The 23,906-nt window shown below is 64.9% G+C and carries 21 protein-coding genes; 13 read left to right on the top strand and 8 right to left on the bottom strand.

All coding sequences use genetic code 11. From position 1 onward, the window contains the following. Positions 1–83: 83 nt before the first annotated feature. Positions 84–809 (top strand): SDR family oxidoreductase, encoded by a 726-nt coding sequence (locus V9K84_RS09960; protein WP_043864027.1) that lies wholly within the window; start codon positions 84–86, stop codon positions 807–809. An 18-nt stretch (positions 810–827) separates the two neighbouring features. Here V9K84_RS09960 and V9K84_RS09955 read toward each other — a convergent pair whose 3' ends face one another. From V9K84_RS09955 to V9K84_RS09930, 6 genes are all read right to left on the bottom strand, one after another. After that, complete coding sequence (locus tag V9K84_RS09955; RefSeq protein WP_143516628.1) at positions 828–3,332, bottom strand: TonB-dependent receptor; 2,505 nt, start codon at positions 3,330–3,332, stop codon at positions 828–830. A 126-nt stretch (positions 3,333–3,458) separates the two neighbouring features. Next, positions 3,459–4,439 carry a FecR domain-containing protein gene (locus tag V9K84_RS09950; protein WP_054914364.1) on the bottom strand — a complete coding sequence of 327 codons (981 nt, stop codon included), beginning with the start codon at positions 4,437–4,439 and terminating at the stop codon, positions 3,459–3,461. A 55-nt stretch (positions 4,440–4,494) separates the two neighbouring features. Continuing rightward, positions 4,495–4,992 (bottom strand): RNA polymerase sigma factor, encoded by a 498-nt coding sequence (locus V9K84_RS09945; protein WP_043864025.1) that lies wholly within the window; start codon positions 4,990–4,992, stop codon positions 4,495–4,497. 147 nt (positions 4,993–5,139) lie between these two features. Further along, positions 5,140–5,670 carry a cupin gene (locus V9K84_RS09940; RefSeq protein ID WP_088514436.1) on the bottom strand — a complete coding sequence of 177 codons (531 nt, stop codon included), beginning with the start codon at positions 5,668–5,670 and terminating at the stop codon, positions 5,140–5,142. Positions 5,671–5,762: 92 nt separating this feature from the next. Continuing rightward, positions 5,763–6,593 carry an alpha/beta hydrolase gene (locus V9K84_RS09935; protein ID WP_088514437.1) on the bottom strand — a complete coding sequence of 277 codons (831 nt, stop codon included), beginning with the start codon at positions 6,591–6,593 and terminating at the stop codon, positions 5,763–5,765. Between the two features lie 146 nt (positions 6,594–6,739). Further along, positions 6,740–8,599, bottom strand: a complete 1,860-nt coding sequence (locus V9K84_RS09930) for an ABC transporter ATP-binding protein (RefSeq protein WP_054914368.1) — start codon at positions 8,597–8,599, stop codon at positions 6,740–6,742. A gap of 221 nt (positions 8,600–8,820) precedes the next feature. On the opposite strand from V9K84_RS09930, the gene V9K84_RS09925 reads away from it, so the two are divergent. Together V9K84_RS09925 and V9K84_RS09920 are read left to right on the top strand one after the other, a co-directional pair. Next, on the top strand, positions 8,821–9,606 hold the full coding sequence (locus V9K84_RS09925) for a PhzF family phenazine biosynthesis protein (protein WP_088514439.1): 786 nt from the start codon (positions 8,821–8,823) through the stop codon (positions 9,604–9,606). Positions 9,607–9,687: 81 nt separating this feature from the next. Beyond that, positions 9,688–9,906: a hypothetical protein gene (locus V9K84_RS09920; protein WP_088514440.1), complete on the top strand. Its 219-nt coding sequence runs from the start codon at positions 9,688–9,690 to the stop codon at positions 9,904–9,906. Positions 9,907–9,951: 45 nt separating this feature from the next. Here the strand turns inward: V9K84_RS09920 and V9K84_RS09915 are convergent, their stop codons facing one another. After that, complete coding sequence (locus tag V9K84_RS09915) at positions 9,952–10,827, bottom strand: helix-turn-helix transcriptional regulator (RefSeq protein ID WP_052504313.1); 876 nt, start codon at positions 10,825–10,827, stop codon at positions 9,952–9,954. 217 nt (positions 10,828–11,044) lie between these two features. On the opposite strand from V9K84_RS09915, the gene V9K84_RS09910 reads away from it, so the two are divergent. The 7 genes from V9K84_RS09910 to V9K84_RS09880 all read left to right on the top strand — a co-directional run bounded on the left by V9K84_RS09910 (position 11,045) and on the right by V9K84_RS09880 (position 18,213). After that, on the top strand, positions 11,045–11,899 hold the full coding sequence (locus tag V9K84_RS09910) for a hypothetical protein (protein WP_088514441.1): 855 nt from the start codon (positions 11,045–11,047) through the stop codon (positions 11,897–11,899). A 162-nt stretch (positions 11,900–12,061) separates the two neighbouring features. Then, positions 12,062–13,297 (top strand): MFS transporter, encoded by a 1,236-nt coding sequence (locus V9K84_RS09905; protein WP_043864017.1) that lies wholly within the window; start codon positions 12,062–12,064, stop codon positions 13,295–13,297. A gap of 186 nt (positions 13,298–13,483) precedes the next feature. Further along, entirely contained in the window at positions 13,484–14,314 is an 831-nt protein-coding gene (locus V9K84_RS09900) for a dihydroorotate dehydrogenase electron transfer subunit (RefSeq protein ID WP_043864016.1), read from the top strand. After that, positions 14,314–15,249, top strand: coding sequence for a dihydroorotate dehydrogenase (locus tag V9K84_RS09895; protein WP_043864015.1), 936 nt, complete (start codon positions 14,314–14,316; stop codon positions 15,247–15,249). Before V9K84_RS09900 ends, V9K84_RS09895 begins: the two co-directional genes overlap by 1 nt. After that, entirely contained in the window at positions 15,246–16,502 is a 1,257-nt protein-coding gene (locus V9K84_RS09890; RefSeq protein ID WP_088514442.1) for a Zn-dependent hydrolase, read from the top strand. The genes V9K84_RS09895 and V9K84_RS09890 overlap by 4 nt, the downstream gene beginning before the upstream one ends. Next, a complete protein-coding gene (locus V9K84_RS09885) occupies positions 16,499–17,857 on the top strand; it encodes a dihydroorotase (protein ID WP_088514443.1) in 1,359 nt (452 codons plus the stop codon). Before V9K84_RS09890 ends, V9K84_RS09885 begins: the two co-directional genes overlap by 4 nt. A gap of 26 nt (positions 17,858–17,883) precedes the next feature. After that, on the top strand, positions 17,884–18,213 hold the full coding sequence (locus V9K84_RS09880) for a hypothetical protein (protein WP_054914373.1): 330 nt from the start codon (positions 17,884–17,886) through the stop codon (positions 18,211–18,213). A gap of 39 nt (positions 18,214–18,252) precedes the next feature. Here V9K84_RS09880 and V9K84_RS09875 read toward each other — a convergent pair whose 3' ends face one another. Next, positions 18,253–19,155 (bottom strand): LysR substrate-binding domain-containing protein, encoded by a 903-nt coding sequence (locus V9K84_RS09875; RefSeq protein WP_058540305.1) that lies wholly within the window; start codon positions 19,153–19,155, stop codon positions 18,253–18,255. Positions 19,156–19,304: 149 nt separating this feature from the next. Between V9K84_RS09875 and V9K84_RS09870 the strand changes: the two genes are divergently transcribed. From V9K84_RS09870 to V9K84_RS09860, 3 genes are all read left to right on the top strand, one after another. Further along, positions 19,305–20,888: a peptidase M20 gene (locus V9K84_RS09870; RefSeq protein WP_088514444.1), complete on the top strand. Its 1,584-nt coding sequence runs from the start codon at positions 19,305–19,307 to the stop codon at positions 20,886–20,888. A gap of 93 nt (positions 20,889–20,981) precedes the next feature. Then, complete coding sequence (locus tag V9K84_RS09865; RefSeq protein ID WP_043864009.1) at positions 20,982–22,718, top strand: amidohydrolase; 1,737 nt, start codon at positions 20,982–20,984, stop codon at positions 22,716–22,718. A 14-nt stretch (positions 22,719–22,732) separates the two neighbouring features. Beyond that, entirely contained in the window at positions 22,733–23,734 is a 1,002-nt protein-coding gene (locus V9K84_RS09860) for a GTP-binding protein (protein WP_088514445.1), read from the top strand. Positions 23,735–23,906: the final 172 nt, after the last annotated feature.

Below are 23,906 nucleotides of genomic sequence, written 5' to 3'. Positions count from 1 at the left end.
CAAGAGGAATTAAGCATTTTATCTGCTGTGGCCGGCACTATACGCTTTGCGTCATCTGATAAACCAATGACGGAAGCACTTTCATGAACAAACCCCTGATCATCGTGACCGGCGCCAGCTCGGGCATCGGCGAGGCCGTCGCGCGCCTGTTCTCTGCCCAGGGCCACCCCCTGCTGCTGCTGGCCCGGCGCGTGGAGCGCCTGCTCGCACTGGGCTTGCCCGCCACCCTGTGCAAGGGTGTCGACGTCACCGACCGCGAGGCGCTGCTGGCTGCGGTGAAGGAGGCCGAGGCGCAGTACGGCCCGGCCGATGCGATCGTCAACAATGCGGGGGTGATGCTGCTGGGTGATACCGCCACCCAGGCCCCCGAGCAGTGGGAGCGCATGCTGGATGTGAACGTCAAGGGCCTGCTCAACGGCATCCATGCGGTACTGGGCGGCATGATCGAACGCAACCACGGCACGGTGATCAACGTCGGCTCGGTGGCTGGGCGCAAGACCTTCCCCAACCATGTGGCCTACGTGGGCACCAAGTTTGCCGTGCACGCGATCTCGGAAAACTTGCGCGAAGAAGTGGCGGCGCACAACGTGCGGGTCATCACCATCGCGCCGGGTGCGGTGGAAACCGAGCTGCTCGGCCACACCACCGATGAGGCGATCAAGTCCGGCTACCAGGACTGGAAGGCCGGCATGGGCGGCGTGGTGCTGTCGGCGGACGATGTGGCCAATGCGATCCGCTACGCCTACGAACAGCCTCAGGGCGTGTGCATCCGCGAGATCGTGCTGGCGGCGACCCGCCAGCAGGCCTGATGGCGTGCGCGTTGCGCGTCAGAAGCTGTACCTGACGTTGAACATCACGTTGCGCGGGTCGCCGTAGTAGACCGAGTAGTAGTTGCCGATGCCACTGTAGTACGTCTTGTCGAACAGGTTGTTGAGGTTGGCCGACACCTTCAGTTGCTTGCTCACGTCATACGCGGCCATCAGGCCGACCACGCCGTAGGCGTCCTGGAAGAACTTGTGGCTGGGCAGCGCCACGTCGTTGACGTCGTCGTAGAAGGTGTCGTCGACGAAGTAGGTGCGGCTCTGCCACTGCCAGTTGCCGCCCACGGTGAGCTTGTTCAGCTCGGCCGGCAGGCGGTAGCTGGTGGCGACCTTGAGCAGGTGCTGGGGCTGGTTGGTCGCCACGCGCCGGTGATCGGCGTCGTAGGAGGCCTGATAGACGTAGCCGGCGTTGATGTTCCAGTCGGGCAGGATCTCGCCGGACATTTCCAGCTCCACACCGCGGGTGGTGGCGCCCTGCACGGCGCGCATCACTTCATTGCCGAACTCCCCGGTGGTGCCGGTCGACTGCGCCAGGTTGTCCTGCTTGAGCTCGAACAGCGCCAGGCTGGCATTCAGGCGACGGTCGAAATACTCGCCCTTGATTCCCACTTCGTAGCTTTGCCCGGTGAGCGGGTCCAGCGGCTTGTTGTCGGCACCCCGGTTGTAGGGCTGTGGCTTGAAGATGTCGGTGTAGCTGGCGTACACGGTGTGCTGGTCGTCGAGGTCGTAGGTGATGCCGGCATAGGGGATCACTTCACCGGTGTCGCGGGTGGCGGTGCGGCTGCTGCGCGGCAGCGCGTTGATGCTGTCCAGGCTCCACGCGTAGTCGGTGACCCGCGCCCCCAGCACCAGGTTGAGTGCGTCGGTGGGCTTGAGCACGACCGCAGCATAGCCGACCTTCTGCGTGGTCTTGATATCGAAGGTCGACCACCAGGCCCAGTCGGTGGGGTAGGCGGCGTTGTTGTTCCAGTCGAAGGCATCGGGTGCCACGGCGTCGGTGCTGCCGTCGGTACGGTCCGATTGCGCGGTGGTGTGGGCATAGGTGTAGCCCACCACCAGGTCGTGGCTTCTGCCCAGCAGCGAGAACGGGCCCTTGGCGTAGATATCGAAGGACTTCTCGTCGGTATCGGTGTTGAACTTGGCCGCACCGCCCGGGTAGTAGCCGTGGGCGACGCTGTTGTCGTTCGGGTCGACATGGGCGGTGGCCAGGCCTGCGATGATCTCGCGCGAGGCATAGTTGCGGTAGCTGGCGGTGGCCTTGAGCGACCACTCGTTGTCGAACTGGTGATCGATGCTGGCGAATGCGCGCTGGGTGCGATGGTTGCGGTAGGCCCACTTGTCCGCCGGGTTGGTGGAGCGCGAGAAGCGCACCGGCGTGCCGTTCTTGTAGAAGGCCGGCAGGTGGGTGGTGGAGGACGCGTCGTTGTCGTTCTGCTGGTACTCGTAGCCCACGCTCAGCACGGTGGCGTCAGACAGGTCGCCGTCGAGCACGCCGTAGAAGATGTCCTGTTGCTGCTTCTGGTAGTCGATGAAGGTGTGCTGCTGTTCACGGGCCGCGACGAAACGCCCGCGCAGGGCGCCGCTGTCGAGCAGCGGTCCGGACACGTCCAGCTCGGTGCGGTAGTGATCCCACGAGCCTGCGCCGGCGGACACATGGCCCTGAAACTGGGCAGTGGGCCGCTTGCGCACCAGGTTGATCACCCCCGACGGGTAGCCGATGCCGTTGACCAGCCCGGTGGCGCCCTTGAGCACCTCGACGCGGTCGTAGATCACCGAGTTGGTGATGCTGTAGTTGTCGCGCAGGTTGCCGGCGTCGGTGCTCAGGCTGGGCACGCCGTCATACTGGAAGTTCTGGATCTCGAAGCCGCGCGAGTAGAAGGTGAAGCCTTCGGAGTTCTCGCGGTTGACGGTGATGCCCGGGGTTTGCTGCATCACCTCGGACAGGTTGTTCAGGCCCTGGTCGTCCATCTGCTGGCGGGTGATCACGCTGATCGACTGCGGGGTCTTGCGCAGCGACATGTCCAGGCGCGTGGCGGTGCTGGTCTGCCCGGTGGTGTAGGAGCCGCTGCCCTCGGTGGTGCTGCCCAGGCTCCAGGCGCTGTTGATGGTGGTGGCGCCCAGTTCGATGTTGTTGCCGGCGCTGTCTGGCAGCGGTACCAGGTACAGGGTCGAGGCGTCACTGCGCCCGAAGGTGAAGCCGCTGCCGGCCAGCAGTTGGGCCAGGGCCTGATCGGCGGAGTAGCTGCCCTTGACCGGTGCGCTGCGCAGGCCGGCGTCCAGGTTGCCGTCGAGCATCACGTTCTGCCCGGTCTGCTGGCTGAACACCAGCAATGCCTGGCGCAGTTGCTGGGCGGGGATATCGAATGCCGTGTGCACGCTGACCGCCCCTGTACCGGGCGCGGGCAGCTGGGCCTGGGCCGGTTGGGCCAGCAGCGCGCAACTGATCGCGGCGCCCAGCGCCGACATGCGCCAGCACGAACCCTGGGGGAACAACGTCTGGGGTGTTGCCATTTCCTTGACTCCTCGGCAGAACGACTTCGCCTGTTTGCGAATGGGTTTCATCTGCTGGTGATGACGCACAAGGAGTGCAAATGTCTGATGGGTACTGCAAATAATTTTCAATCAGCCATCGGCGGGTCAGGCAGGGCGGATGATGGTCACCAGGTCGGTGTAGCGGCTCAGGCGGATCGGCAGGGTGCGCGCCAGCACATCGAGCATCTGCTCGGGGTGCTGGCGATTGAGGATCAGGCTCACCGGGCGTGCCGCCAGGCGCTCGTCGGCGATGAAGATGCGGCCCTCGCGCCAGCGCTGCAGGTGATTGACCACCTTGGCCAGGGGCGTGTCGAAGAACACCAGGCTGCCGTTGCGCCAGGCCAGCACCTGGTCCAGTTCGGCGCGCTGCACCGGGCCGAGCCCGGCGGCGCCGAAGGTCACGGCCTCGCCCTGGCCCAGTTGTGCCTGCTGGCCGGGGATTTGCACCCCGGCATTGTGCTCACTGACGGCCAGGTCGGCGCTGCCGGCGTCGCAGGACAGGCAGAACGCACCCTGGTGGCTGACCACGGTGCCGGCCTCGGTGTCGATGCGCAGCGGGCGGGTATCGGCGGCCACCTTGAAATAGGCCTGACCACGCAGCATGCGCAGGCGCCGCGTGGTGCCGGAAAAGTCGAGGTCCAGGGCGGTGTTGCCGGCCAGTTCGATCACGCTGCCATCGGGCAGGCGCTCGGTGCGGGTTTCACCCACGCGCGTGTGCAGGTCGGCAAACGACAGGCCGTCGCCCTTGAGCCACAGCGTGGCCGAGCCGGTGGCCACTGCGGCGGTGCACGCCGCCATGGCCAGTTGCATGAAGCGCCGCCGCGAGACGCCGCGGGCCTTGGGGGCAGGCGGCGCCTGCACGGCAGGCAGCTCGGCGGCCAGGGCCCACAGCGCTTCGAGTTCCAGGTAGGCCTTGGCATGGCGCGGGTCGGCCAGCATCCACTCAAGCCACTGCTCGTGCTCGGCCTGGCTGGCCGAGCCTTCGAAGATCAGCGCGAACCAGGCGCAGGCCTGCTGCGAGATGGGGTCGGCCTGGGGCTCGTCGGGCGAGGCCGGGGCCGGCGTGGGGAAGGGCGGTTCAGCCATGGGTCGGGTCACTGTGCGGGCGGTGAGGTGTACAGGGGCGCATGATAGTCCACTCTCACTCGGACATGCCCAGCTTGAGCAATTCCAGTGCCCGCACCATGCGGCTGTAGGCGGTCTTGGGCGAAATGCCCAGGCGTTCACCGATCTCCACGTAGGTCAGGCCTTCGCCGCGCGCTAGCAGAAACACCTCGCGGCAAGGCTCGGGCATGCGCTGCATCACGCGGTTGAGCGTGGCCAGCTGGTCCTGGGCGATCACCGTGCGTTCCAGGCTCGGGGTCTTCTGCTCCAGCGCCTGCAGCTCGGTGGGCTCGACCACCTCGCCCTTGCGGTGGCGCTCGCGACGCAGGTAGTCGATGAACAGGTTGCGCGCGCACAGAAACAGGTACGCGCGAAAGTTGTCGATGGGCGTGCGCCCCAGCTGTTCGGACAGGCGGATGAAGGTCTCCTGTGTCAGGTCTGCGGCGGTGTCCTTGCAGCGCACCTGACGATTCAGGTAGTCCTGAATTTCTTCACGGTGGGCAAGGTACAACGCCTTGAGGTCTGCGCTTGACACGAAACACCTGCGAGCTGGGGGTCAGGGAGCGCAGGAAGATAACAGGAATTAATATCATTTAAAACAACACGGCCGAGGCGCTGGGGTAGCGTCTCTAGCGGTTCGGGAGCAATCGGGCCTGGGCCCGCTGGAGCCAGACGCTGCCCTTCAACGCTGGTTGAGCCAATGCTGCTGGTAGGTCCCTTGCGGGTCCTGCACCGGGCCGTGATCGGGAAAGGGCAGGTTGGCGATGCACGCAAGCTGGGCCTGGGTTGGCGCTTCGCGTCGGATGTCTGCGTGCTGCCCGGGCGGGTAGGCCCCCACCACCAGAAAGCCCGGGCTGCAATCGAGTTTGCAGTGGCCCGTGCCGGCGGGCAGCAACAGCACATCGCCTGCACTCACCTGTACTTCGCGGCCCCGCGGGCCGCCCAGTATCAGCCTTGCCTGGCCACACACCACGCCGAGCGCTTCGTGGCCCTCGGTGTGGTAGTGGTGGTAGGCGTAGATGCCATCGCGCCATTGCGCCGGCCAGCCATTGGCCTCGAAAGTGCGTTCGATTTGCGCCGCCGGATCACTGCCATGCAGCGCAATCGCGTGGGGGTAGATCAGCACCGGCAGCCGGGTATTGTTGGGCACCCAGTCGTCGGGTTGCAGCCTCAGTACCTGCGAGGCCGTTGAAGGTGTGTGTCGAGTGTTCAAGGTCGACCCTCGGCGATGAAGCCGGGGCGGCATCGGGTTGCCAGCCCGGCGTGGTGACAGGGAAGGGGCAGGTGGATGCCTGCCCCGGTCGTCTAGCTTCGCAGGAACGCGAGCAGATCGGCGTTGATCGTGTCGGCGTCGGTGGTCGGCATGCCATGCGGCAAGCCCGCATAGGTTTTCAGGGTGCCGTTCTGCAACAGCTTCGCTGACCGCGGCCCTGAGTTTGCATAGGGCACGATCTGGTCATCGTCCCCGTGCATCACCAGGGCGGGAATCGTGATGCGCTTGAGGTCGTCGGTGAAGTCGGTCTGGGAGAAGGCCACGATCCCGTCAAGGTGTGCCTTGGCGCAGCCCATCATGCCCTGACGCCACCAGTTCAGGATGGTGCCCTCGCTGGCGTTTGCGCCTGGGCGGTTGTAGCCATAGAACGGGCCCGACGGCAGGTCATGGTAGAACTGTGCGCGGTTGGCCTTGAGCTGCGCCTGCAAGTCATCGAATACCGACTTGGGCAAGCCGTCCGGATTGTTCGGGGTCTGGACCATCAGCGGTGGCACGGCACTGATGAGGACAGCCTTCGACACACGCTCCTGGCCATGGCGAACGATGTAGCGGATCACCTCGCCGCCGCCGGTGGAGTGCCCCACGTGGGCTGCACCCTGCACGCCAAGATGGTCGACCACGGCCGCAACGTCGTCCGCATAGTGATCCATGTCGTGCCCGTCCCACACCTGGCTGGAGCGCCCGTGGCCGCGGCGGTCGTGTGCGACGACCCGGTAGCCGTGATCAAGGAAGAACAGCATCTGCGCATCCCAGTCGTCGGCACTGAGTGGCCATCCGTGGTGAAAGACGATCACCGGGGCATCGCGTGGGCCCCAGTCCTTGTAGAAGATCTCGACACCGTCCCGCGTAGTGACATACCCCATGTTCGTGGCTCCCGAGTGAAGTGGAGGGCGTGGTCAGTATCGTGTTGTGATCATGACCAGGTGAACAAAGTGCAGATCAGCGGATGAACGGCCTGCACAGACGCTGCGATAGCCATTGACCACGGACCACCGCAGGCTTGTACGGCTCAGTCCTGATGCATGGCCTGTGCTACCCCCTGATCCTCACCCAGGAACCCGCCACTCTGGTGATGCCACAGCTGCGCATAGGTGCCATTTCTGGCAAGCAACTCGGCGTGGGTACCCTGCTCGATGATGCGCCCGTCATCCATCACCACCAGCCGGTCCATGGCCGCAATGGTGGACAGACGGTGGGCGATGGCGATCACGGTCTTGCCCTGCATCATCTCGTCGAGGCTTTCCTGGATGGCCACTTCGACCTCGGAGTCCAGTGCGCTGGTGGCTTCGTCCAGCAGCAGGATCGGGGCATTCTTGAGCATCACTCGGGCGATCGCGACGCGCTGGCGCTGGCCCCCCGACAGCTTGATGCCGCGCTCGCCCACCAGGGTGTCGTAGCCGCTATGGCCTTGCTGGTCGCTCAACTGGCTGATGAAACCGTCGGCCTGGGCACTGGCGGCTGCGCTGCGGACCTGTTCGTCGGTGGCGTCGGGCCGGCCATAGGCGATGTTGTCGCGAATGGAACGGTGCAGCAGCGAGGTGTCCTGGGTGACCATGCCGATGGCGCTGCGCAGGCTATCCTGGGTCACATGGGCGATGTCCTGCCCGTCGATGCGGATCTGGCCGCTGTCGACGTCATAGAAGCGCAGCAGCAGGTTGATGAGCGTGGACTTGCCCGCGCCGGAGCGCCCCACCAGGCCGATCTTTTCACCCGGGCGAATGCTCAGGCTCAGGCCGTCGAGCACCTGGCGCTCGCCGTTGTAGTTGAAGCTCACCTTGTCGAAGGTGACCGCGCCGCCGCGGGTCTGCAGCACCTTGGCGTCCGGGGCATCCTTGACCTTGGGGCCGCGGGTCAGGGTGGCCATGCCGTCCTGCACGGTGCCGATGTTCTCGAACAGCGAGGTCATCTGCCACATGATCCAGTGCGACATGCCATTGATGCGCAGCGCCATGGCGGTGATCGCCGCCACGGCACCTGCGCCGACCTCGCCCTGGTGCCACAGCCACAGGGCATAGCCGCCGGCGGCCATGATCAGGGCCACCACCAGCGCCTGGTTGACGATCTCGAACTGGCTGACCAGGCGCATCTGGCGAAAGCCGGTCTGCTTGAAGTCTTCCATCGCCGCACGGGCGAAGTGCGCCTCGCGGTTGGAGTGGGAGAACAGCTTCACCGTGGTGATGTTGGTGTAGGCGTCGGAAATGCGCCCGGTCATCATCGAGCGGGCGTTGGCCTGCTCCTGTCCGACCTTGCCCAGGCGCGGCACGAAGTACAGCATGGCCAGGCCGAACAGCACCACCCAGGCAACGAAGGGCAGCATGAGCTTGAGCGCGAAGCCGCCGGCCAGCGCGATGATCGCGATGAAGTACACCCCGATGCCGGGGGCGATCTCGATCAGGGTGAACAGCAGGTCGCGCACCGCCAGTGCGGTCTGCATGACCTTGGTGGTGACGCGCCCGGAGAATTCGTCGGAAAAGAACGACAGGCTCTGGCGCAGCATCAGGCGGTGGAAGTCCCAGCGCAGGCGCAAGGGCAGGTTGATTGCCAGTATCTGGTGCTGAACCATGGTGCGCAGGGCCACCAGCCCGACGCTGCACAGCATCACGATGCCGATGCCCCACAGCACGCGGCGTTCCTGCGCTGCCGCATCGCCCCCGGCCTGCCAGGTGGAGAGCAGGTCCACGACCTGGCCCAGGAACGAAAACAGCCAGGCTTCATAGATGGACACCGCAGCGCTGAGCAGTGCGAACGCCAGGATGTAGCCGCGCGCACCCCGCGTGCACGCCCACAGAAAGCGTGCCAGGCCCACGGGCGGCGGGGGCACCTCGTCAGGAGGGAAAGGGTCGAGCCTTCGTTCAAATGCACGAAGCATGGTGGTCTCCAAAACGATCGAATGGGGGCAATTCTGACATCGAACGGCGGGCTTGCGGGATTTGTGGGGAGTGAAGAGGCGGTGGTGGTTTGCTGCGCTGGTTGAGAGAAAGGCCGCAATCGACCCAACGCGGGTTCCCGTTTCAGGATTTCAACAATAAATTGATAATTCAACGCCTGGTTGATATTTTCTAGGCCCGACGATCATTACTTGGGTGCCCGATGCAACTCGATATTTTCCAGGTGGACGCTTTTTCTTCCGAGACGTTCGGGGGCAACCCGGCGGCTGTGTGCCCGCTGGACGCCTGGCTACCTGATGCGACGCTGCAACGGATCGCAGCAGAGAACAATGTGTCCGAGACGGCCTATTGGGTACGCAACGGTGAGGTGTTCGAGCTGCGCTGGTTTACCCCCGCAGTGGAGGTCGATCTGTGCGGGCACGCCACGCTGGCAGCCGCCTGGGTGCTGTTCGAACAGCTTGGTGAATGCCGCGACACGCTGCGTTTTTCCACCCGCAGCGGTGAATTGCGAGTGCGCCGCGAAGGCGGTCGCCTGGCCATGGACTTTCCGGCCAAGCAGCCTGAAACCGTAGCCCTGCCGCCTGGCCTGCTGCAGGCCCTGGGGCTGGAGCAGGCCGAGGCGCTGTATCGCACGGACGATTACCTGGTGGTGGTCGAGGATGAAAGCATCGTCGCCGGGCTCGACCCCGACTTTGCCGCCCTGGCCGCATTCGAGGTGCGCGGGGTTGCCGTGACCGCGCCGGGTCGTCACATGGACTTCGTCTCGCGCTGGTTCGGGCCGCGAGTGGGGGTCAACGAAGACCCTGTCACCGGCTCGGCCCACACTTCGCTGGCGACCTACTGGGCCCAGCGCCTGGGCAAGCGCAGCCTGAGTGCCGAGCAGGGCGGGGCGCGGAAGGGCCAACTGCACTGCGAAGTCCTGGACAACGACCGGGTCATCATCAGCGGTCACGCGGCGCTCTACCTGCGCGGCACCATCTTCATCTGAGACCGGCCCGCCAAATCACTTCAAACTTTTCCTACCTCACGGGTTCTGCTTAGTAACACCCCGCACTTGAAGGAGAACCCGATGAAACCCACCGATACCAAGCAGGGCGACAAGGTCCCGCGGCCACTCTCGTCGGACCAGGCGCAGAAGGGCACGCCATCCCCCGACCCGGTGCTGGAACAACCGGACCCGGATACCGAGGCAGTAGACAAGGTGATCACGCCGACGTCCATCAAGGAGCAGGAAGAAAAGACCCGCGAAATCCAGCGGCGCCTGGCTGAGGCGCAAGGGGAGGGCTGAAAGCGGCCCTGCCGGGCCCTGCGTGCCTTGGCGTGCCAGCGCCAGTCACAGCTTGGCGAGCAGGTGCTGCAGTTTTTTCGTGGCTTCGCGCCCGGAACAGGCGCGGCTGAGCAGGTCGCTGGACATGTTCTTGTACATGTCCACGGCCTGGGCAGAGGAGGTGACGCTGGCAATGCCCACATGCAGGTTGGGCAGCTCCCCTAGCCGGTAAGGGCTCACCGCCACGTAGCTGGTGGTCTTCTGCTCGAAGATCTGGAAGGTGGCGCTGGGCAGTGCCTCGTCGATCAGGTAGATACCCGGGTGATCGCTGTTGGTCTCGACGATGGAGATCAGGTTCTCGATTTCCTTGCGTGCCAGCAGGGCCCGCTCCATTCGCACGCTGGGGGGCAGGTCCAGGCGACCGACCAGGCCGATGTGCAGGTAACGCTCGATCTGACGCAGGCTGACAATCGACCTGACCTGGAATTTTTCGCGAAAGAAGGTGGATTTGCGCTCGTCCAGAATGCTCAGAATCTGGCTCTCCATCGCTTCCTGTGCCGGGCTGAAGCCCTGCGGTCGAGCCTCGTGGAGCATGGTCTGAAACAGCGCCGAGTATTCGGGCGTGGTCAGCAGGTAGGAAAACGGGTCGAAGTAGGAGATGACGCTGCTGGAACGGGCCTCCAGCTGGCGCATGCGCTCGAAGTAGCCGAGGGCGTTGTCGAAGTACTCCGTATCGGAACCCAGCAGGCTGGTCAGCGACACCTTCAGCAGGTCGGCCAGGCGCTCCAGTGTGTCGAGTTTGACGATCTTGCCCAGTTCCAGGCGGTACACCGCAGCCCGCGAGATGCCGAGCTTGTCGGCCACCTGGTCGGCGTTGAGCTGGCGGCCGATGCGAAAGGCCCGGAGGCGCTCGCCGATTGCCTGGTAATCAATCTGGTTCACTGGGGGATCCTTGTCGTTTTCGTGGTGGCATGTTCTACCAGATCGGCTTGACGAGGCCATGGCGCGAGTGTATCAATATTTAGACATGAACTGTTGCTTGTCCAAAAAATATAAAAAAGGCCGACACATGTCCACACCACCCAGCACCTGCTGCGGCATCGCCTGCGCTGCCACCTGACTCCAAAACCCCACCCCCCACCTGATAGGAGCTTCCCTGATGAAGACTCGCATCGGCGCGCCCGCGTTCGCGCTTTTCATGACCCCGATGGTGATGGCTGGCCCGCCGCCAGCCTTCAGCGATACCTTTATCGGTTATCGCTACAGCAGCCATTTCTCGGACCCGGGCAAGCGCCAGGACATAGCCAAGCACATTGTCCAGCTTGCCCATGTGAGCAGCTACGCACTGGGCCAGCAGTTCGCCAACGTGGATGTGTTCAAGTCCGACCGCGATGACCCGCGCAAGGACAGCAGCAGCGGCGCCACCGAGGTCTACCTGACCTACCGCAATCAGTTGCAGCATGCACGGGTGTTCGATCGGCCGCTGGCGTTCGGGCCGGTGAAGGACGTCGCGCTGACCCTGGGCCTGGACTGGAACACCAAGAACAACGCGTTCCAGTCGCGAAAGCGCATGATTTTGATAGGCCCGACCCTCAAGTTCGCGCTGCCGGCAGGGTTTCTCGACCTCAGCCTGTTCTACGCCAGGGAATGGAACCACTGCGGGCTCGACAGCTGCCGGCAGCCGGGCAACCATTCGCGCATGGCATTCGACCCGTTCTACCAGCTGAACCTGACCTGGGGCATACCGTTCGCTCTGGGCAGCCTGCCGATGAAGTTCCAGGGCTTCTACAGCTACAGCGGCGAGAAGGGCGATGACTACCGGCGCAACCCGACGGCGGATGAACAGCTGATGCGTACCTCGCTGATGCTGGATGCAGGGGCTGTGCTGGGGGGCGCAAGAAACACGCTATGGGTCGGGCCCGGATACGAGTACTGGCGCAACAAGTTCGGCAACCGCCGTGACGACGGGATCGACGTGGACGCCTTGTCGATCAACCTGGAGTGGCATTTCTGAGCGCAGCGTTTTTTTTGCGAGCCCACAATCTAAATATTTAGACAATCGCGCAGGCTGGCAGTACGCTTTGTGAAGCCTTGCACGGGCGGACCGGCGGCGATCCTGGGCGGGTTCAGGCGTCAGCTGTCTAAAAAACCATACAAAAACAAGAGGTAAACCAAGATGGCTTCTTCCGAAAAGCGTCCGAAGAAGGACGCGTCACCCAAGAAGGCCCTGATAGCCAGCGTGACCGGCTATGCGATGGATGGCTTCGACCTGCTGATTCTCGGGTTCATGTTGCCGGCGATCACCATCGGTCTCGGTCTGAGTTCCTCGGAGGCTGGCTCGCTGGTGACATGGACGTTGCTGGGCGCCGTGGCCGGGGGGCTGATCTTCGGCCAACTGAGCGACCGCTATGGCCGGGTACGCATGCTGACCCTGTGCATCCTCACCTTCTCGATATTCACCGGGCTGTGCGCATTCGCCCAGGGCTACTGGGACCTGCTGATCTATCGAACCCTGGCCGGGTTCGGCCTGGGCGGGGAGTTCGGCATCGGCATGGCACTGATCGCCGAAACCTGGCCGGCCAATCGACGCAATCGTGCTTCTTCCTATGTGGGCATGGGGTGGCAGGCCGGCGTGCTCGCCGCTGCATTGCTCACGCCATTGCTGCTGCCCTACATCGGCTGGCGCGGCATGTTCCTGGTCGGGTTGCTGCCAGCGTTCGTCTCGCTCGTGGTTCGCCATACCATGAGCGAGCCGGCAGAGTTCGTGAAGGCCGCAGCCGACCCGGTGCCTTTCGCACGGCGCTTCACCGACCTGTTCAAGGACCGGCAGACCAGCAAGGCGAGCCTGGGGGTGATGGTGCTCACCTCGGTGCAGAACTTCGGCTACTACGGGCTGATGATCTGGATGCCCAGCTACCTGTCGAACAAGTTCGGCTTCTCGCTGATGGCCTCCGGAACCTGGACCGCAGTGACGGTGCTGGGCATGGCGTTCGGTATCTGGCTGTTCGGGCACCTGGCCGACCGTTTCGGACGCAAGCGCATGTTCCTGCTGTATCAGGCCGGCGCAGCGTTCATGGTCATCGCCTATGCCAACCTCGACAACCCCACGGTCATGCTGTTTGCCGGCGCGATCATGGGCATCTTCGTCAACGGCATGATCGGTGGCTACGGCGCATTGATCTCCGATCTGTACCCCGCGCAGATCCGTGCCACGGCGCAGAACGTGCTGTTCAACGTGGGCAGGGCCGCCGGTGGCTTCGGGCCGCTGGTGGTGGGCGCCGTAGCGCTGCACTATTCGTTCTCGGCGGCCATCATGCTGCTTGCCTCGTTGTATGGGGTGGCGATGCTCGCGACGGTGTTGCTGCTTCCCGCCTGCCAGGCCCACGACGTGCCGAAGCCGCAGCCGGCCTAGCCCGGCGGGATGGTTATGAATTTGCCCTGGCTTATTCGTATCAAAAATTAGACAGAAACACCGAGCTGCAGTACAGTCAACTTACGCAATCGCTGAAACACCGCTTCATCTGCCGCTTCATCGCTGAGGCGGCATTTACTTTTGACCATGCTGTATAAAAATTTAGACAAATGCGAGGCCACCACAATGAACGTGATTTCCGGCTGCTGCCAGGCGAGTGCCCTGACCCCCCCAGACGACACCTTGGCGGTCGTGATTTCCAACCAATGGGTCAACGATGAATACAAGCGCCTGGTGCTACAGGCCGACGGCGCCGCCAGCCAGTCTTTGCCGGGGCAGTTCTTCAACCTGCTGTGCCCGAGTGAAGGCGAGCACAAGCCGTACTTCCGTCGCCCCATGAGCACTTACAAGGCCGACCCGGCCACGGGCCAGGTGGAGTTTCTGTACAAGGTGACCGGCAAGGGCACCTATGGCCTGGAGACGCTTGGCCAGGCGCAGACCGTGGAGATCCTAGGCCCGCTGGGCAAGGGCTTCGACCTGCAGCCGGGGTGGCAGCACATGATCATCGTGGCCCGGGGCGTGGGGCTGGCCACCCTGGCGCCGCTGGCCGAAGCGGCGCATCGGCTGGGCATCCGCCTGACCGCAGTGCTGAGTGCCCGCAGCGAGAAGAGCCTGCTTTCGCGCGAGCGCTTCGCCTCGCTGGGGGCCGACGTGCGGGTGGTGCTGGATGAGGATGGCAGCAGCTCGCCCGAACGGCTCGAACCGCTGCTGCGCCAGATCATCGCCCGTGAAGGCACCGATGCGCTGTTCACGTGTGGCTCCAGGCGGCTGACCCAGTTGCTGAAGAAGCTGAGCGCCGAGCTCGGCCTGGTGGGCCAGGTAGCGCTGGAGCAACAGATGGTGTGCGGCCTGGGCATGTGCCAGTGCTGCGTCGAGGTGTTCGAGGTGGACGGGCTCAGGGTGGGCAAGCGGGTATGCCTCGAAGGCCCTGTATTCGACCTGGCGGAGGTGGTGTGATGATCAATCTGAGCGTACAGGTCGGCGGGTTGCGCCTGAAGAACCCGGTGATGCCGGCATCGGGCACCTTTGCCGAAGAGCTTGCCCACCTGCTGGACTTCAACCAGCTGGGTGCACTGGTGACCAAGACCATCACCACCGAAAAGCGCAGCGGCAACCCGATGCCGCGGGTCTGCGAGCTGAATGACGGGATGATGAATGCCATCGGTATTCCCAGCAAAGGCGCGCAGCTGTTCATCGACAAGGTGGTGCCGTTCTACCGCGACTACGACGCGCCGTTGATCGTGAGCATTTCGGCGCCCACGGCCCAGGGCTTTGCCGACCTGGCGGCGCGGCTGAGTGATGTGCCTGGTGTGGCCGGCATCGAGGCCAATATCTCGTGCCCCAACCTGGAAGCGCATGGCCAGTCGTTCGGCATGCAGGCTGAAAGTACCCGCGACGTGGTGGAGCTGATGCGCCAGGTCACCTCGTTGCCGCTGTGGGTCAAGCTGACCCCCAATGCCGGCGAGGTGGTGCCGGTTGCCCTGGCTGCGCAGGAGGCCGGGGCCGATGCCGTCGTGGTGGGCAACACGCTGCTCGGGTTGTCGGTGGACATCGAGCGAGGCCGCGCGCGGCTGGGCAACTTCATGGGCGGCATATCCGGCGCCGCCATCCGCCCGCTGATGGTGCGCCTGACCTATCAATGCGCCCAGGCGCTGGAAATTCCGGTGATTGGCTGCGGTGGCATTGCCACGGCCGACGATGCGCTGGAGTTCATCTATGCCGGTGCCTCGGCGGTGCAAGTGGGTACGGCCACCTTCCTGCACCCGAAAACCATGAACACCATGGTGTCTGAACTGGAGGCCTACTGCCGGCGCAAGGGCGTTGCCTCGATCAGCACCCTGATCGGCGCCCTCGACGATTTGCCCGCCGAGCCGTTTGGAGCCTTGCCATGATCGCGCAATGGCCTGAACAGGCCGCCAGACTGTTCGACACCATCGCCGCCTTGTCACGCGATGCCCAGGAGGGGATCACCCGCGAAAGCTACGGCCCCGGCGAGAGTGACGCCATCGCCTGCCTGAGCGACTTCGCCTTGACCCAGGGGCTGGAGGTGGCAACCGACCGTGCGGGCAACGTGATCTTCACGCGCAAGAGCGACAATGGCCAGCCCGCGCTGTGGTACGGCTCGCACCTGGACTCGGTGCCCCAGGGCGGCAACTACGACGGCCTGGCCGGCGTTGTGGCAGGCCTGCTGTGCCTGTGCCGGCTCGACCGCGAGGGCGTGGCCACGGCGCAGCCGGTGCGGGTCATCGGGCTGCGTGGCGAGGAGAGCGCCTGGTACGGCAAGTCGTACATAGGTTCGCGTGCGCTGGTCGGCGGGTTGAGCGAGCACGACCTGCAGCTGACCAACCGCTTCAGCCAGCGCACCCTGGGCCAGGCCATGCAGGCCGTGGGCGCCGACCTGGCAGCGATTGGCCGTCGGCAGTGGCTGGTCGATCGCACCCAGTTTGCCGGCTATCTGGAAGTGCATATCGAGCAGGCGCAGTCACTGGAGCGCATGGGGCAGGCCGTGGGGATCGTGCCCGGCATCCGCGGCAACCTGCGCCATAACCAGGTTCGCTGCCTGGGCGAAGATGGCCATTCGGGCGCCGTGGCTCGGGAGGACCGCCACGACGCCGTGTTTGCCGTGAGCGAGCTGGTGGCCCGCATCGACCAATGCTGGCGTGAGTACCTCGCCGCCGGGCGAGACCTGGTGGTTACCGTCGGCACACTGGGGACCAACGCGGCGCACCATGCCGTCTCGCGTATTCCCGGTGAGGTCAGCTTCAGCCTCGAGATGCGCAGCCTCGACATGGCCACGCTCGAGGCCTTTCACGCGGTTGCGCTGCACGAGGCACAGGCCATCGAGCAGGCCCGCCAGGTTCGCTTCGAGTTCGACCTGCGTATCGACACGGCCCCGGCGGCCATGCACGCCCCCTGGGTCGAGGCGCTGGTGCGCCAGGCCCGCCAACAAGGCTGGCAGGGCGTGCTCACCCCCAGCGGGGCCGGCCATGACGCTGCGGTTTTCGCCAACGTTGGCATCCCCAGTGCCATGCTGTTCATCCGCAACCAGCACGGCTCGCACAACCCCCACGAGGCCATGGCCCTGGACGACTTTCTGGTGGCCACCGAGGTGCTCTATCACACGACACTGGAGCTGACACCATGAGCGTACCCAGCAATGCCTGGCTGATCCGCAACGCGACCCTGGTCAACGAAGGCCGCACCTGGGCGGCCGATGTGCGGCTGCGCGAGGGCCGCATCGACTGTATCGGGCAGGCCCTGCAGCCGCTTGCCGGGGAGGGCGTGATCGAGGCGCACGGCCTGTGGCTGCTGCCGGGAATGATCGACGATCAGGTGCACTTCAGGGAGCCCGGCCTGACCCACAAGGCGGACATCGCCAGCGAGTCGCGGGCCTGTGCAGCGGGCGGCATCACCAGTTTCATGGAGATGCCCAACACCAACCCGCCCGCGCTCGATCGGGCCAGCCTGGAAGCCAAGTACGCCATCGCCGCCGCATCGAGCGTGGTCAACTACGCCTTCTACATGGGGGCAAGCAACGACAACCTGGCCGCCATTCGCGCCATCGACCCGGCCAGCACGCCAGGGCTGAAGGTGTTCATGGGGGCCTCGACCGGCAACATGCTGGTGGACGACCCCGAGGTGTTGAACGAGATATTCCGGGTTTCGCCGGTGCCGATCATCACCCATTGCGAAGACACGCCCATGATCAATGCCGAGCTGGAAAAGGCCAGGGCGCGCTTTGGCGAAGACATTCCGGCCCGCGAGCACCCGCTGATCCGTTCGCGCCAGGCGTGCATCAGGTCCACTCGGCTAGCCATCGAGCTGGCGCGCAGGCACGGCACGCGCCTGCATGTGCTGCACATCTCCACGGCAGAAGAGCTGCAACTGTTCGAGCCCGGCCCCCTCAGCGGCAAGCGCATCACTGCCGAAACCTGCGTGCACTTTCTGCACTTCACCGATCACGACTACGAGCGGCTGGGCTTTCTGATCAAGTGCAACCCGGCGATCAAGTCGGCCAGCGACCGCGACGCCATCGTCAAGGCGCTGGCCGAAGGTCGGCTCGACGTGCTGGCGACCGACCATGCCCCGCACCTGCTCGAAGAAAAGCGCAGCACCTACGCCAAGGCGCCGTCAGGCATTCCGTTGGTGCAGTACGCGCTGCAGGCCGCCCTGGAGCGCGTCTTCTGCGGGGAGCTGAGCCTGGAGCGCCTGGTCGAGGTGGTCAGCCACGCACCGGCGCAGCTGTTCCAGGTCAGTGGCCGGGGCTACCTGCGCGAGGGCTACGCCGCCGACCTGGTGCTCGTCGACCCGCAGCGCCCGCACCGGGTGAGCAATGACCAGGTGCTGTCCAAATGCGGCTGGACGCCGTTTGCCGGTACCGAGTTCTCATCGAGCATCGTCGCCACGTTCGTCAATGGCGAACGGGTGTGGGACGGCGCCACGGTGAACAGTGCAGTCCGTGGGCAACGACTTTCCTTCAACCGCGCCACGCCTGCCTAGTGGCGCAACAAGAGGTACGAACAGCGATGAATTTTCATGAAATGGTGCAACGCTTCGCCGCCGCGCTGCCGGGCACCGACTCGTTCAAGCAGGCCAACGCCGACTGTGAGGCCATCATCCGTGACCAGCCGTTCCAGGCCGGCGCGGCCTTTCTGGTCGCGGGCTTTTGCCGCAGCTACGTGCTCATCTACGAGGATCAGGGGCTGGAGCACGACTTCGCCCTGCGCAACCAGCGCCAGCTGCTCGAGTACATGAACAGCCTGCAGGCGGCCCTGGCGACGTGCGATCACGCGATTGCGCACCAGGCGCTGATCGAGGTGGTAACCCATTACGCCAGGAGCGAGCGGATTTTCTAGGGCGGCGGCTGGCGGCGCCAGCAGGCCGGAGCCAACGGCCTAGAGCGCCGTCCAGGACTGCCTCGAAGCCTGCAGCTGGTTCTTGATCCAGTTGGTAAAGGCCCGCACGGCGGGCCGCTCGCACTTCTGCAGGTCGGTGACCAGGTAGTAGCCGCGGTGCGAGTGGATGACGATATCGAAGGGGCGCACCAGCAGCCCCTTGGCCATGGAGTCGCCACACAGCAGGTTGTCGCCCATGGCAACGCCCTGGGCCGCGATGCACGCCGCTTGTGCGCAATGTGCATCGGAAAACAGGATGCCCGTGGCCACGTTCAGCTCCGGGGTGTTCGCCGCCGCCTGCCACACCCGCCAGTCGCTGTAGTCGCTCATGTGCAGCAATGGGAACGCGGCCAGGTCCTGCGGGGTCTTGAGCCCGCCCAGGGCGTTGATCAGCCGCGGGCTGCAGACCGGAAAGTAGTTCAGCGCCGCTATCTGTTCCACCTGCATGCCAGGCCAGTCGCCGATACCGTAGGAGATGAACAGGTCGGCGTTGTGGTTGCTCACATCATCCGCCGTGGTCGGTGTGACCATGTGCAACTGGACCTGGGGGTATTCCTTCACGAAGCCGCCGATGTGATGGCACAGCCAGTAGGTGGAAAACCCCGAGCTGCAACTGATGGTCAACTTGCCATACACCTCCTGGTCATCGACCCGCCGGCCTGCATCCTCCAGGTTGGCCAGCAGGCGCTGGATCTCCCGGGCGTAGCGTTCGCCGCGAAACGTCAGCGAGATACCCCGGCCCTGGCGCTCGGTCAGGGCAAAGCCGAGGGTGTCCTCCATGCCCGTGATCTGATGGCTGATGGCGCTGCGGGTGAGGTTGAGCTCAAGCGCCGCGGCAGTCACGCTGCCCAACCGGGCAACCGCTTCCAGGGCACGTAACGCGGGCATCGAGGGTAGACGCATGGGGCGCTCCACTGACTTATTGTTGAGCAAATATAAACATTAATGGCGAAATAAATCGATTGTCGTATTTTCTGGTTCAACAATACTAGGCAGGCCCCTGCGGGTCCGAGCCGCTCAGCGGGGTCACATACCAATAAGGAATGCCCTGCATGATCGAGCCCAAGGCCTTTGCCCAGAACTGGGTGGACCAACAGCAAACGACCCTGTCCGACTGGCACCAGGTGATCTGGCACTATGCCGAGCCGGCCTTTCGCGAGTACAAGTCCTGCGCCTGGTACGTCGAGCTGCTGCGCAGGCAAGGGTTCGAGGTGGAGGAGGGCAGCGGCGGCATGCCTACCGCCTTCTGCGCCACGTTTCGCAACGGCGACGGCCCTGTGCTGGCGACCTACGCGGAGTACGACGCGGTGCCGGGCAACAACCAGGCGGCGACCACCCGGCGCCAGCCGCGCGAAGGGCTGTCGCGTTTCGCCCCGGGGCATACCGACCCTCATTCGGCGCTGGGCATCAGTGCCCTGGGGGGCCTGCTGGCCGCCAAGGCCGCCATGCTCGAACATGGCATCGCGGGCACGCTGAAATTCTTCGGCGAGCCGGCGGAAAAGCTGCGCGCCTCCAAGCCGGTGCACGCGGCCAAGGGCTATTACGATGACCTGGACGCGGCCATCAGCTTCCATCCCACGTACATGCTGCCGCTGAACAACACCACTACCTGGGATACGCACTGCGGCATCGCCTACGCCTACATCTATACCTTCACCTGCGATTCGCCCCAGGACTGGATCGCAGCGGACAAGTACAGCCCGATCCCGCAGAACCACCTGGCCGCCAGGGCGCCTGGGGCCAACGACGCGCTGGTGCACTTCTATACCCTGAACGAGAGCATGCGCCGCTCCACGTTGCCGTTCACCGGGCTGTGGAGCTACAACGAGGCGATCCTCACCGCCGGCCAGGCCACGGCCGACAACCTGCCGCCGCACATCGCGCAGATCCAGTACCTGTCGCGCTGCGACTCGCTCGAGCAGGCCGAGGCCATCTCCCAGGTGATGGACAACAACGCTGCCGCCGCCGCCCTGGCCACCGGCTGCCAGTGGAACAAGACCTGGGTGTGCAAGTCCCGTGGCGGGCTGCCGAACCATGTGCTGGCGCAGGCCACCTACGACAACCTGCAGGCCATCGGTGCCCCCACCTGGGACGACGAGGCCATCACCATCGCGCAGCAGATCCAGGGCAACCTGGGGCTCGAACCCATGGCCCGGCCGTTTCTGCCCGAAACCGAAACCCTGATCGACCCACAGGAGTGCGAGCGCCTGCTGCGCCAGCAGATGCCCGCCTGGCAAAAGCACCTGACCTCGGACGACTACCCCGAATACACCTGGCATTGCCCGACGGTGCGCCTGCTGGTGGCCCGCCCGATGCTCTCGGCGCCGCCTGGCTACACCTACCCGGACTGGGTGCCCAATGCCCTGGGCGGCATCCGCCAGACCATCGACCCGATGATCCAGGTGGCGGCCAAGACCATCGGTGCCACCCTGATCGACCTGCTCACGCGGCCCGAGCTGCTGGCCGCCGCCCGCCAGGAATTCACCGAGCGTACCGGCGGCGGCATTGGCGGCACACGCTGGCAGGCGCCGCTGCTGCCCCGGGACTTCAAGGTCCCGCATGACTTCCGCTGGCCCGAATACATCCGCACCGCCCGTGGCGAGGAGTGGTGGATTCCGGCCCGGGACGACGAATAGCCGACCGGCGACGGCGCCTGCGGCGCCTTTTACCCAACCTGGTTTTCTTGGACTGGTGCCGCGCGGCGGTGCCATGCAAAGGTGTTCCCTGCGATGAGTGCGATGACCGATTACCGCTCCAGCCATGTGCCCGGCCCCCAAGGCGCCGCCGACCTGGTGTTTCTGAATGGCCGCATCTATACGGTCGATGAGTCTGCCCCCTGGGCCGAAGCCGTGGCCATTCGCAATGGCAGCTTCGTCGCGGTGGGCAGCAACGACGAGGCGAAGGCGTTCGTCGGCCCGCGCACCCAGGTGGTGGACCTGGACGGCCGTTTCGTGATGCCGGGTATCTACGACATGCACACCCACCCGGACCTCAAGCTTGCGCCCGGTTACTCCGGCTACCTCGAAGTCGGCGTCAGCGATCCGACCCCGGAGCAGGTGCGCCAGGCCATTCTCGACTATGCGGCCGAGCACCCGGGCGACGGCTGGGTGTATGGGCAGTACTTCGTGCGCTACACCTTCAAGCAGGCCGGGCTGGTGCCGTCGCGCCAATGGCTGGACAGCGTGCTGCCGGACCGCCCGGTGGCGATCCTGGATCGCTCCTGGGGCTGCATGATGGTCAACTCCAGGGCGCTCGAGATCGCCGGGATCGACGCCGACACCATCGACCCGCGCCACGGCTACATCGAGCGCGACAGCGTCACCGGCGAGCCGACCGGCATCCTGGTGGACGGCGCCTATGCACTGATGCACGCCGCCATGCCGCCCACGCCGCAACACGCCCTGAAGCGTGCCTATCGCGAAGGGGTGTGGTTCCAGAGCGGTCATGGGGTGGTGGGCACCAAGTATGTGCACGTGTGCGAGCACCGCCTCAATGCGCTCAAGGCCATCGACCAGGCGGGCGAGCTGTCGGTGCGCGTGGAGGCCGCGATCAGCTGGCAGGACGACATCTTCCCGGTCAAGCGTCGCTGGGAGCTGCTGGCGGGTGAGCGTCACTTCTATCGCAGCGCACGGCTCAACGCCAATGCGGTCAAGTTCCACTTCGACGGCACCCACGAATCGCGCTCGTCGTACCTGTCCAGCGCATGGCCGGGCGAGGAGCGCTGGCGCGGCCACCTCAACCTGACCCCCGAGCACATCACCGACATGGTGGTGGACATGGACCGCCGGGGTATCCGGGTCATCGCCCATTGCACCGGTGACGGCGCCTCCGACCTGTTCCTCGATGCCGTGGCCATGGCGCGGGCCAAGAACGGGCCCGACGGCGTGCGCCACCAGTGCGCCCACAGCACCACCTTGCTGGATGCCAACCTGCCGCGTTTTGCCGCGCTCAACGTCACCGCCGAGTTCTCCCCGGTGGGCTGGTTCCCTTCATCGTTCGCCAACGCCCGCGCCGTGTTCGGCGAGGACCGCATGCAGCGCGCCTACAACTTCAAGGGCGTGTTCGAGCATGGCGGCGTCGCGGTGATGGGCACCGACTGGCCGGTGTCCAGCATCAACCCCTGGATCGGCTTCGAGGCGATGGTCACCCGGCAGAACCCGTTCGGCGAGGAGCAGGGCAGTTTCTACGGCTCGCCCATCAGCCTGGAGCAGGCCATGCGCGTGATGACCATCAACGGGGCGTGGTGCATGGGTATCGAGGACAAGGCCGGCTCCATCGAGACGGGCAAGTCCGCCGACCTGATCGTGCTCGATCGCAACCTGTTCGAGGTGGAGCCCAAGGGCAACATCCACAACACCCAGGTGCAGATCACCGTGCTCGAAGGTGAAATCACCTGGGACCGCAACGGCGAGTTCGATGCCGGCACCCACGCGGCCACCTGGCGCCGTGAACTCCCCAACTTCTGAGGCGGGCCGTTTTGATGAACAAGCAGTCTCCCATTCCGGTGACGCTGGTGTCGGGTTTTCTCGGCTCCGGCAAGACCACCCTGCTCAACAAGATCCTGGGCAGCGATCACGGCTTGCGCATGGCGGTGATGGTCAATGACTTTGGCGCGATCAACATCGACAGCGAGCTGATCGTCAGCCAGACCCAGACCACCCTCAGCCTGGCCAACGGGTGCATCTGCTGCACGGTTGAAAGCGACCTGATCGAGCAACTGGGGCGCCTGCTCGGCGACCGGCAGAACCGCCCGGAGTACATTCTGATCGAGGCGAGCGGGGTGTCGAGCCCGGGCAAGATCGCCCGCACGCTGAAGTACCCGCAGTTTCGCGATGCGCTGTCGATCGACAGCATCATCACGGTGGTGGACACCGAGCAGTTCGGGCAGCTCGAGGGCGAGATGGCGCAGTTGGCCATGGACCAGCTGGACGTGGCGGACATCATCGTGCTGAACAAGGTGGACCGGGTCGAACGCAGCCAGATCGAGGCGCTCAAGAGCCGCTGGCTGTACCCCCGGGCGCGAATGCTCGAATGCCAGTATGGCGATGTACCGCTAGAGCTGGTGCTGGGCGTGGGGCGCGGCAACCCGCTGGCGTCCTTCACGCCGGCCAAGGCGGCCTCAGCGCCGAGCATGGGCGGGCACGCGGCAGATCACGCCAGCGTGTTCGAGTCCTGGAGTTTCGCCAGCGACAGACCGATGGCGCTCGACACGCTGCGCGCGACGCTGGCGCAACTGCCGGCGTCGATCTATCGGGCCAAGGGCACGCTGCACATCGCCGAAGTGCCGGGCAAGCGGTTCATCATGCACCTGGTCGGCAGCCGCTGCGAGATCCTGCCCGACCGCGCCTGGGGCGATGAAACGCCCCACACCCGGCTCGTGTGCATCGGCAAGCGCGGCACCCTGGCCCCCGAGGCGCTCGAGGCCGGCTTCCAGGCGTGCGTTGTCCACACAAATGACAAGCTTTATTCACATCATGGGTGAAGCGGAATTGGCGACGGCCTCCGGCAGGTTCAGCAATGTGGGTGGTAGTGGCCTTCTGGCCTGTGCGGAGGGGGCAGGAGTGGTGAGCAGATATCAACAATCAGCCAAATTTAATTCGATTGTGGTTGCCCAGCATCTACTGAAAAATGCCTCGGCGGTCTGGTAAAAATAA

This window comes from Pseudomonas sp. AE27, from assembly GCF_037113495.1.
In the GTDB taxonomy this organism is placed as follows: domain Bacteria; phylum Pseudomonadota; class Gammaproteobacteria; order Pseudomonadales; family Pseudomonadaceae; genus Aquipseudomonas; species Aquipseudomonas palmensis.
Note: the sequence above shows the minus strand (reverse complement) of the source record. Positions and strands in the feature narration are given on the sequence as shown.